The 11,437-nt window shown below is 51.3% G+C and carries 8 protein-coding genes; 6 read left to right on the top strand and 2 right to left on the bottom strand.

Annotation, left to right across the window (positions count from 1 at the left end; translation table 11 throughout):
• Nucleotide 1: 1 nt before the first annotated feature.
• The 6 genes from RIN49_RS06155 to RIN49_RS06130 all read left to right on the top strand — a co-directional run bounded on the left by RIN49_RS06155 (nucleotide 2) and on the right by RIN49_RS06130 (nucleotide 9,175).
• The gene (locus RIN49_RS06155) at nucleotides 2-3,643 is read left to right on the top strand and encodes a hypothetical protein (RefSeq protein WP_309119287.1); all 3,642 of its coding nucleotides are present in this window, start codon (nucleotides 2-4) and stop codon (nucleotides 3,641-3,643) included.
• Nucleotides 3,644-4,017: 374 nt separating this feature from the next.
• On the top strand, nucleotides 4,018-4,293 hold the full coding sequence (locus RIN49_RS06150) for an RNA polymerase sigma factor (protein ID WP_309119286.1): 276 nt from the start codon (nucleotides 4,018-4,020) through the stop codon (nucleotides 4,291-4,293).
• Entirely contained in the window at nucleotides 4,254-5,414 is a 1,161-nt protein-coding gene (locus RIN49_RS06145) for a DUF1835 domain-containing protein (protein WP_309119285.1), read from the top strand. The genes RIN49_RS06150 and RIN49_RS06145 overlap by 40 nt, the downstream gene beginning before the upstream one ends.
• 379 nt (nucleotides 5,415-5,793) lie before the next feature.
• Entirely contained in the window at nucleotides 5,794-7,599 is a 1,806-nt protein-coding gene (pepF, locus tag RIN49_RS06140; RefSeq protein ID WP_309119284.1) for an oligoendopeptidase F, read from the top strand.
• A gap of 162 nt (nucleotides 7,600-7,761) precedes the next feature.
• Nucleotides 7,762-8,652 (top strand): DUF6597 domain-containing transcriptional factor, encoded by an 891-nt coding sequence (locus RIN49_RS06135; RefSeq protein ID WP_309119283.1) that lies wholly within the window; start codon nucleotides 7,762-7,764, stop codon nucleotides 8,650-8,652.
• A 100-nt stretch (nucleotides 8,653-8,752) separates the two neighbouring features.
• Nucleotides 8,753-9,175 carry a VOC family protein gene (locus RIN49_RS06130; RefSeq protein ID WP_309119282.1) on the top strand — a complete coding sequence of 141 codons (423 nt, stop codon included), beginning with the start codon at nucleotides 8,753-8,755 and terminating at the stop codon, nucleotides 9,173-9,175.
• A gap of 195 nt (nucleotides 9,176-9,370) precedes the next feature.
• Here RIN49_RS06130 and RIN49_RS06125 read toward each other — a convergent pair whose 3' ends face one another.
• A complete protein-coding gene (locus tag RIN49_RS06125; RefSeq protein WP_309119281.1) occupies nucleotides 9,371-10,387 on the bottom strand; it encodes an aminoglycoside phosphotransferase family protein in 1,017 nt (338 codons plus the stop codon).
• Entirely contained in the window at nucleotides 10,384-10,575 is a 192-nt protein-coding gene (locus RIN49_RS06120) for a hypothetical protein (protein WP_309119280.1), read from the bottom strand. Before RIN49_RS06120 ends, RIN49_RS06125 begins: the two co-directional genes overlap by 4 nt.
• Nucleotides 10,576-11,437: the final 862 nt, after the last annotated feature.

Raw genomic sequence — 11,437 nt, 5'->3', positions numbered from 1 at the left:
CATGAATACCTTGCTGTTAACGAAGGATTCAGAGGGCACTAATGCTGTCCAGTTGATCGTCAATTCAGAACTAATGGTCAACCAGGCGGCGGCAACCGTTGTCGACCCGCAAAATATGATGAAGGCCGTGCAGGATCACGCAGGGAATGCGATATTGTTCTCGATCGGCAGCGATCATTCCATGTACGTCATCGTAACGGATGCCAGCAGCACATCCGGATGGTCCCAATATAATATCAGCTCGGGGATCGATTCTAATTTGCAAGCGCAAACGTTCGACGTTGCGCAGAGCGCGGACGGCCAACTGCTCATCGCGCTTGCTATGGCACCGAAGGGGAGCTCGGATAAATCGACTCTCTATCTGACTCCCCTTTTGTCGAACGACCCAACGTTGACAGATTGGTCGAACCTCGCCTCGAAATGGATGAAGCGCCCGTTCCCAAACGGCGATGTGAAGATTAAGGAGATCGTCATCGATTCGGGCAACGATAGTTCGGTGACGCCTCTCGGGATCGCAGCCGTCAAGACGAGCGATACCGATGAGCATTACTGGATCAACATGAACGCATCTGACACGTCTTGGACATGGCAGAAGTTCACCCTTCCCGAGAACGCGCAAAATTTGCAGGATATGGCTATTGGAATTGTGCAGGGCGATATCGGGGTGTACGCGCTATATCAGACAAGCGCAGGACAATCACTCGAGTTCACCTCGCTACCGGATCCGAAATACCATAAGTCGGCGAGCTACTCGTTCTCGCTGCCCGGCAATGTGAACGCAATCGCTGCGCTGCCAGGCAGCGGCAATTCGTACGATCTGTACGCTGCGGGGGACAGCATCTATGTATACCCGTCGTCCACAACATCCGGCGCGACGACCATAGCTTCGGCGACGAATTTGTCCGACATTCATGAGCTTATCGTCACGCAGGATACGGACAACGCTTCGATCTTTACCGTAAGCGGCGACAATGAACTCTATCACTGCGCCGGCGTGCGTAGCGACTATACGAGTTGGGGGACGCCTATTATGATCCGTGACGGCGTGTCGCAGATCACCGCATTCCGCAATACGAGCATGCAGGCGAATACGATTTTTACCGTAAAAAACGATAGTTCACTTACGTTCCAATACCAGGACCCGGCCAGCACGCTCTGGAAGGAAAGCCAGATTCAGCTCAGCCAGCTCGACACGATCCAGAACTTCAACTGCTATACGACGCACATCCATCTGAACGACAGCCTCGGACAGCCGATGATGAACAAGACGATTCAGATGACGGCTTCCTCCTGGACGTTCGCGACGATTAACGGCCAACTGCATAGTATCGATCCGAATACGCCGGTATCGGTCACGACGGATCTGATGGGCAACGTGACAATCATCAACGTCGTGCATGACCTATCGACGCCGGTGTTCCGCTTGCAGGGAAGCTACTTCGACGAGATCGTCGACATCGATCCGTCGGCTCAGATCAACTCTTCTCTGACGCTCATTCAATCATCGGATGATTTGAAAAATGCGAAGCTGCAGGACGGCTCGCCGCTCGTCGACCCGAACACCGACAGCGACAACATCGATGCCGCGGCCGGCGCCCTTCAGCAGCTGACCTCTTATACGTTCAATGCGCCGACCGGCGGGTCGCAAATGACGCCATCTACCCAGGCGCTCTTCGCAACGAATCGTTCGGCGTCAGAGCCGGGGCGGCACCTGCTTCGTCTTCAAGGGCGCCAGCAGCACGTATGGGGGTTGACGTTCACAGGCGGCAAGGCGACGTTCCTCGATCATGCAGCGGCTACGACACATCTGCGAGCGCTCTCGACGGCCGGATCGGAGAACGCGATGTTAACCGGCACAGCGAGCAACGCCTTCGCTGCGCTGAACTGGTTAGAGGTCGCGTTCGGCGATGCGTACGAGTGGATAAAGGAGAAGATCGACGATGTTGAGCAATTCTTCGTTCAAGTGGGGGAGGATGTGCTCGAATTCGTATTCAAGATCGGCGAGCTGTGGTTCAAGTTCGAAATTATGGTGCTGGAGGAAGTTTTCCGTGCCATCAGCTGGGTGTTGAACAAGACGCTTGGCATCGATATTAACAAGTTTATCGACTGGCTCGGCTTTATTTTCGATTGGGACGATATTAAGAGGGTGCATAAGGCGCTGGTCAACCTCGCGAACCAGTCCATGGAGTTCGGCAAGAACGAGCTGAAGCAATTCGAGGATAAGGTCAGCAGCTTTTTTGAGCAGCTAAAGAACGATCTCAAGAACTTAGAAGGGCCTACCGTTCCGCAGGACAACATTTTCGCGGCCAAAAACCAATATGTGACCGAGCAATCCTCCGACACGGTGAGCATGCAGCAGAAGACCAATAACACGCCGGGATCCTATTGGGGACAATATCATTTGATGCATGGCGGCGTCGCGGACAATACGGATGCCGGCGTGATGAATCCGAGCGACGCGATTAATGACTTTTTCAAGGATGTCGTATACCCTACGCTCACATCTATTCAGCAGACGATCACGCAGCTTGGGGAAGATTTGCAGACGGCGTTCTCCGATCAGTCGATTACGTTCAGCCAAGTTCTAGAGATGCTGGGCAGTGACCTGTTGATCGGGATCGTCGATGCCATGGAGACCATTGTAGTCGGCATGATCAAGCTGATGGAGGACTTGATGTCCTTATATAAAGACGGCTTGAACCAGAAGATCGACATCCCGTTCTTCAGCGCCTTCTACAAAACTCTCTCGGATGACGATCTGTCCGCGCTCGACGCCATAATGCTTGTTTATGCGATTCCAGCGACCATCGGCTACAAGCTCATAGTGGAGCAGACACCGATTACCGATGACAATGATCTGTTCATTAAGGGCGACTACAAGCAAATCTTCGGCCTGCTGATGGGAACGGACGGCAGCAGCGATTCGACGTCGTTACTCGCTGCAGTCGCAACTGCGAAAAACAAGAACGATGATAGCTCCGCGGTTTCTGGGCCACAAATGTACTCCTACCTCGGCGGATTAACTTACCTGGTAGCCTCTCTTGCCAGCGACGCCTTGACCTTGTGGGGGGCGGTCACTCAAGCAAGAATTCTCGATGAGCCTAATTTCGAAAAGCAGGAAGCTCTGACGAAAAAGCTGGAGTCGATCGAGCTCTTCAGCATGGCACTCTCGTTCGGCAAGCTTGTTGGCTCCTTCCCGGTAGGCGGCGATAAGGAGGTATGGTATCAGCGAGGAACCTGGTTTACTTATTTGGTAGGCGCGATTGGGGATATGGCTTTACCGACAGCAGTTCGCAAGGCGATCAATGATTCGGCTGTCCCGGTCACGAAGGGCTTGTGGAAAATGTTGATCGGCGCCGTGGTGTTCGGGCTCGAGATCACAACGACTGTAATCGAACTGAAGGAGGAAAATCAGAATGATCCGAATCAGCAGAACGAGAAAGGGGACTCGATCACAAAAATCATCCAGAATACCCTGTATTTTATCTCAGACGAAGCCGGGGGGATCGCAAACATGACGAAGGGTGAACCTCAATGGTTAGCAGCGCTCGGTTCCGGATCGGCCGCCGCCTTCGCCGCCATTTTCAACCTGATCAGGCTGATCATGAATGCGGATGATGCGCTGGAGCATCAGAATTTTTAAACTTAAGGAAACTTGCGGAGAAAGATACCCGCAGGAATAGAATTACACCTAGTCGGGGCATCTGAATTAGATGCCCTAATTCTTTGTCTATGGAGAATGATAGGATGAACCCTACCCTTATTTATACCGCCAGGAATGTGATTCGATTTGAACAGGCGGAAACCGACGATCGTTTTCGTCTAGGGGCAGGAGCAAGGGATATTTTTGGCGAATCCTGCTCTACATAGCTAGTAATGTTGCGCCTCCGATCCATCGCTTTTGGCATTTCGAGCCGTCTCGAGAAAAGGGATGAACGATGCGCTAAGCGAAATGTAACCTTTTTCGGTGTTTTCGGCACTTCAATATCGAAGGCGTTTGCAAAGGGAGATGGTGAAGTGAGGTTGTGGGTAGAGGAAGCGAAGCGGGGTGACCAGGCGGCGTGGGCTGAACTGGTACGGCATTTTTACGGAATGGGCTACGCGGTCGCGATTGCGAAATTGAACGACTCGTCTCGAGCGGAGGATGCGGCACAGGACGCGTTCGCGGAAGCGTTCGCCAAGTTGGACGGACTCTGGCAGCCGGAGGCGTTTCCGGGCTGGTTCCGCACGATCGTGGAGCGTCGCGAACGCATTTGCTCGGATACTCGATCAAAGAAATCGCGGCCGCGCTGAACGTCTCCCCGGCGGTCTTGAAGAAACGTCTATACGACGCCCGACGGACGCTGAGAACGTCGCTCCATGTGTCCAACGTCGTTACGGTATTCCACGATCTATACGAAGGAGGCGCTAAAATGCTGCACATTGTGAACGGGGATCATGTCGGGGAAACCTTGAAGCGGGCTGCCATTCCGGGGGACGTGCTGGTTTGGAGGGAGGTATACCCGGTGGGGCCGGCGTTTCTAGACATGGAAGACCGCGAATGTCGAACGATGCGGGCGGCCTATTTGGAGCGAGAGATGGGCATTCCGGCGAACGACTACGTCCGGGTCTGTGAGGAGCAAGAACGGGAGCTGGGTCGTTTCGGGACGTACGACGAGGTCGTTATGTGGTTCGAGCACGACTTGTTCGACCAGACGATGCTATGGTATTTGCTTCGTTGGTTTGCCGGACGGCCGCTCGGGCGAACCAAGCTCAGTTTGCTCTGCATCGGGGAATTCCCGGGCATTGACCGGTTTCGGGGATTGGGCCAACTGACCGTTGAGCAGTTGGAGACGCTATCGGGCACATGGCGTCCGGTCGGGCGTAGGGAGTTCGAGACGGGCGCGAAGCTATGGGAGGCTTATGCGTCGCCGAGCTTGGAAACGCATGCGCTTGCGCTCTCATGTGATACGTCGGCGCTCCCTTACGCCCGTTCGGCGTTCCGTTGGCATTTGGCACGGTTGCCGTCGGTTCGGAACGGGTTGGGCATCGTCGAGCAGACGACGCTGGTAGCCTTGCGGGACGGCGCGCGCGCGGCGACCGACTTGTTCCGTGACGTAGGGGATCGCATCGGCGATCTCGGCATGGGCGATATGGAATATTGGCATCGGCTGCGAAGCATGGCGGAACGGCCGAAGGCGTTGATCCGGTTCGTTGACGAAGCCGAGCGGCCATCTACCTGCTCCGCAGCCAATACGCTCCCCGTCTCGGCACGCCGGGTCGAGCTGACCGTTTTCGGACGGACGGCGGAGGCAGGAGAGACGGACGCGATTCGCGAAATAGAGATGGACGAATGGTACGGAGGCTTGCGTCTGGATGGACGGATCGATTGGCGGTGGGACGCGAAGACGGAGCGGGCGGTACTCCAAATATAGGACTAAACGGGAGACTGGAGTCCCTTAATCTCGCGGGAATTCCCATCGTATCCTACACGGAGCAGAGGGCTGCTTCGAGATTATGGATAATTATCGGCTTGAACGCCAGCTGCTGTCGTATGACGAATTGATGTCTCTTACGCTCGCGCTGGAAGTCGTAGCCGGACGCCTCGGCCTACAAGAGCGACACACCGGATATAGTCAGGAAATCTTTAACAATTGAATCAAAATGAATAGAAATGTCCCGTAATACTTAAAAGAAGACATGTATTCCAAACTGTATATTTCTAATACACTGTATAGTGCCTTGGAAGAACATGATTGACCTATCTTTACGCAAGTGAAATTTCGAGCGACATTTGGACATTGGAGGTATGGTATGCCGGAAAGGATGAGGCGAAACGAAGTTCCGGAGTCGAGCACGTGGGATCTGAGCGACTTGTTCCCGAATCCTGAAGCATGGGATCGGGAGCGGATACAGGTACAGAACATATTGGATGAACCGGCTCCGTGGAAAAGGCAGGGAACTTTGGATGCGCAAGCGCTTCTGGCTGCGCTAACGTCATTAGAGGCGTTGGGCTTGCGAGTCAATCATTTGGCGGCGTATTCCCGGCTTCGACTCTCAGAAGACAGCAGCGATGCCGAATCGCAAGATATGGCCGGGAAGATCGGGGATGTTACAGCACAGTTTCAGGCCTACACGGCCGATTTAGAATCCAAAGTCCTCCGAATGGAGGACGACAGCATCGAGAAGGCGATGCAGGACGAAGAGGCGCTGGCGCCTTTCCGCAAGTATCTGCACGATATGCGGGAGGCAAAACCGTTCCGCCTGTCAGAAGAAAGCGAATACGTGCTGGCTTCGTTGCAGGAAGTACTGCATATTCCGTATACATTTTATCAGCGCAGCAAGCTTTCCGATATGACCTTCTCCTCTGTGCGCGACAGCGAAGGCGCCGTTCGCCCTGTTTCGTTTGCGTTATTCGAGAACGATTACGAATTGAACCGTGATCCGGTCCTGAGGCGGGAAGCTTATCGATCTTTTACAGCCACGCTTGAGGCCTACAAGCATGGAATCGCCTCCGCCTATGCCGGGGAAGTGAAGCGGCAAACGGTTATCGCCCGGTTGAGAGGGTTTGAATCCGCGACACACATGCTGCTTCATTCTCAGCAAATCAGCGTGGATGTATACCATCGGATCACCGGAACCCTCTTCAGTGAATTGGCGCCGCATATGCGCCGTTTCGTCCGTCTAAAGCAGAAAAAACTTGGATTGGAACAGCTTTCATTTTGTGACTTGAAGGTCCCGTTCGACGATTCTTCCTTCATGGCGACGATTTCCTTTAAAGAAGCTGGCCAAATGATCGTAGAAGCCACGCGGGTGATGGGGACGGAATATACGGAGCTGATGAAGCAGGGGGTTTCCCGTCGGTGGGTCGATTACGCCGACAATAAAGGCAAATCCACCGGGGCTTTCTGCAACACTCCCTACGGGAAACACGCGCGAATCCTGCTGACTTGGACCGGCAATATGAGCAATGCGTTCCTTCTGGCTCACGAGCTCGGCCATGCAGGGCACTTCATGCTCGCCGAGCGGCATCAGCGCTTCGTGAACTACCGTCCGTCGCTGTTCTTCATTGAAGCTCCGTCCACGCTTAACGAGCTTCTCCTTGCGGAACATCTTCGCAATCAGACCGACAGTCGGGTAATGAAGCGCTCGGTCTTGATGAATCAGTTGAACCACACTTATTACCACAATTTTGTGACGCATTTGCTCGAAGCCGAAATGCAAAGACGCGTATATGCGGCGGCGGACAAAGGCGTGCCGCTTACAGCGGAGTCGTTATCCGCGATGAAAGGCAGCGTGTTGTCCGAATTTTGGGGAGACGCGGTGCAGATCGATGCAGGCGCCCGTTTGACTTGGATGCGGCAGCCTCATTATTACATGGGCTTATATCCGTATACGTATGGGGCGGGGTTGACCGTTTCCACGGCCATGATGGCTCAAATTCGTGAGGAGGGGAACACCGCTGTGGAGCGCTGGTTTCGTGTACTGAAGGCGGGAGGATCCATGAAACCGCTTGAATTGCTCCAATTGGCCGGCATTGACTTCTCGGATGCTCGTCCGATTCATAACGCTGCGGCATTCGTCGGCGGCCTCGTAGACGAACTGGAAGCCATATCGTAAGACAGGATTCGTGTTTGAGTATAGTTGAGGGTTGATGTCGAGCGACAAGAACATAACCCGATTAAACCCGCTTAAATGTTTTCTGAAGGAATGTGATAACATTATAGGGCAAGAGTTCCTAAACTTGAGTTCAAAAATGCTGAATCAAGGGAGACAAGCTTTGTGGATTTGCAAACCCATACTCTTTTTCAGCCACGGCAAGCAAACGGTAGAGTAGCAACAAACAAATATATGGAAATCATACCCTCCCCGTTACTAAATTCGTATGTATCTTGTTATTGGGTAAGCGAACCGGTCACAGAAAATCAACAACAGGACTCTTCTCGATCCCTCAATGCGCTTCGTGAGGGAAGCGTTGATCGGGTGCTGCCGGACGGCTGCAGTGACATTATATTTGAACATGATCTTAAGCGAAATAAATATCGCACTTTGTTTTGTGGCTTCATTGATGAGCCTTTTACAATTACCTACGATCAGCATTACCCTCTGCGGAAGTTCGGTGTACGATTTTTTCCAGGTGGAATCTATTCAATGTTAGGCATACCACAACAAGAATTTGCTAATTCTCATGTCGATATAGATCTGGTTTGGGCGAGTATGACTAAAGAGATTGAAGCTCGGATTTTCGAAGAGACATCCTTCGAAAAAAAAGCTAGGATCATGGATGAATACTTACTCTCTTGCGTACGTACCAAAATAATAGCCAACGATAACCTAATAAATAATCTGCTCTATCACATTTTTGTGACCGAAGGAAAAAAAAGTGTACGGGAATTAGCCAGCAAAGAAGCGATTAGTACACGTCAAATGAACCGCATCTTTTATCGTTGGATCGGAACTAGCCCCAAGAGATTTTGTGAAGTTGTGAGGTTCCAATCGATAGTTAACGTCATACAAAGTTCGCCGGTCATTGACAGGACCCTCGCCTTCAATCATGGTTATTTCGATCAAGCCCACATGATACGAGATTTTAAACGCTTTTACGGTGATTCCCTGAGTGTTGCTGTCAGAGAGTTTGGCAATATGTCCGATTTTTACAATAAAAAAGTATAACAATCTATTAAAATGGAGAATGGAACCGTAATAAAAGTTAAATAAGTAACAGATACCGTCAGGCGTAGCATGTTTATTTAATTTTTAAGGGAGGATAAAAATGAAACCGCGAATTACTGTTATTACGTTGGGGGTAGATGACTTGGAGCGATCCTTGGTATTTTATCGCGACGTTCTAGGGTTTCCGACGGAAGGTATTGTTGGCCAAGAATTTGAAAATGGCGCAGTTGCCTTTTTCGACCTGGAAGCAGGCTTAAGGCTCGCAATATTTGAACGTAAAAATCTTGCTCTTGATGCAAAGATCAACCAGACCCAGCCTAACCCTGCTGAATTTACTCTTGGTCATAATGTAAGCAGCAAGGAAGAAGTGGACAAGGTAATGGAAATGGTGAAGAAGGCAGGTGCTATTATCACAGTCCCGGCACATGACACATTTTGGGGCGGCTATTCAGGCTATTTCCAAGATCCTGATGGTCATTTATGGGAAGTGGTCTGGAACCCTCAATGGGAAATCACTGAATAACTCGAAGCAAGTGGTGGAGGATTCAGCTATCGGGTGCGTTAGTTGAACAATAAAGCCAGGTTGTTCCTTCATGCTGAAGGGAGCAGCCTGGCTTTTTTTATCGCGGATTCACCTATAATATCGATGCGCGCACATTCCTCGGTACACTGTAGTTGTAGGTGACATCATGATTGAACCGGAGTTCTTTTTTTAGAGTCAACCTTGAACAGGGCTGGTCTTTATCTCATAGATTTTTTGGAGCGTATGGATATGCTTCGTCTTCTCGTCATCGTCCTCTGTGCCGAGATACCACTCCACAAGCCTATATCCGAATACGAGAAGGATCATCTCGTAGACGCAATGATCGGCGATATGGGATACATCCGCATACTCCGAAAATCCTTTGTAATACGCGGGAACACATCGCTGGTAGTAATCGACCATGTGATCGATATCCGCTTCATCCGCAATCAGGCTTGCGAGATCCTCGCCCAGGTAGCCCCATCCGGCTGTATCCCAGTCGATGAGCGCGATTTTCCCGTCGGCATAGATTAGGTTGGTCACCCAGAAGTCCCGGTGGCAAAGCACGAGGGGCAACTTTTCGATGCGGGCGAGTATCTCGTCTGTGTGCTCATCGATGTCGATGAGCATTTGCCGCACGTGCTGCGGGAAATCGCAGTCCTCCGAGCGTATATAATCGTAGACGACCGGCCATGACCGGTAATGCAGATACGTATTCTTCATGAGATCTGCATGGCTCAGGTTGTTCAGGCTCTGCAGCACAGCGGGCTGCCCCGAATACAGTTTGCCTTGATAGCGCCCTAACTCCAGCGCGGCCTGTTCATACATGTCACCGGTCAAGTCTAAACCGGTTACGCCATCGATATATTCCAGCCACAGCTGGAATTCATTTTCTTCGGCATTGATCTCGGCGTGATAACATGTCGGCCAGCGGAAGGCATCCGAGAACGTCGCTCCCAAGTCGGACGCATAGAGATCATATTCCCGACGCCATGAACCCGGATCTCCGTAACGCTCCCATTTCTTCTGGATTTTCAGCACGATACGGTACGGCAATTTTTCACCATCTGCGGTTTCGGCGATCCCCGTTACTAGGTATACATTTCCCACAGTTCCGCCCTGTAACGGCATGGTTTGGCAGTCGGCAGAGATGATATCCTTCTTGAACCGTCGGCTTAAGGCATAGATCAGCGTTTCGAATTTCATAATCATTTCCATCCCCCGTGTTTCTTCGTTTGCTTGCTCCACATGGCGATCGTTTTGTTTCGAGCCCTCCTGTCGACGAGCTCAGCCTTGGTCAAAATGACGACCGGCTGGGCACCGCTCTGCTTGGCTTGTGTCAGGTACCGCATGATGCGGGTAACCTTGAAATCCAAACTTAGAGGAGAAGGGATAAACACATAGTCAAAGTTGGTTGCAACGACCTGTTCCCGTATGGTTTTGGCATAGCTGAGGCATGCCCTGAGTAATCTGCGCGTGAGAATTTAGAGCGGCGGGGCAGTACCGTAATGATGAGAGAATCTCCGCTCTCGTTGTAGTGTAGCAAGACAAAGTCACCAACACACGGAAAGTCTACACGCGTTTCCGCGCTGTGATAGAACGCTCCTTTGAGTACCGCCGTTACTTCGCCGCGCTCGGTCACGACCGTGAAGCGCTCGCGCCGAAGCTCCGTCACCCTGCCGGGCAATAATCCGTCGGGAATGCTTCTATTTCTGTGTAGCCATAGGTTTTTAAATCCATCAAGTTTTTTTGTTAGCTCCTTTAATGTTGTTTTTTGGACGCAAAAATGCCACGGACAAGCAGCCTCTAAAGAAGCTGCTGTCGCGCGGCATCAGGACGCAAAAAAGATACGACCTTCATCGTATCCTGCAAACAGCAATATTCACGAAAGGTTACTTTGAATGGCATAGCAAATAATACGTGCGTTTTCCCGCCTTTTTCGCATATGCCTGCTATTCAGTTTTAAGACCAAACCACCATAGTAGTTGCCATTAAAACACATCTCCCTTCGTATCAGGAACTTGCTTATCGCTAAGCTAATTGCATAATAACCTTTTATGGAAAGAAAATCTATAACTGACAGTGGGAATTGTATCGGCAGATCGGCGAATTGCAGAAAACGTTCGGTACTGAAATATATTACTCATCCATTGATAAAAGCATTTCTTCGTAAAGCAGCTTCCTCGGAATAAGTAAGTTCGTTACGCTAATGGAGACGTTATTTCCGTCAAACAACCAGGACTAAGCCGCCGGTACGATCGG

Source organism: Paenibacillus sp., from assembly GCF_031177825.1.
Taxonomy (GTDB): domain Bacteria; phylum Bacillota; class Bacilli; order Paenibacillales; family YIM-B00363; genus Paenibacillus_AE.
Note: the sequence above shows the minus strand (reverse complement) of the source record. Positions and strands in the feature narration are given on the sequence as shown.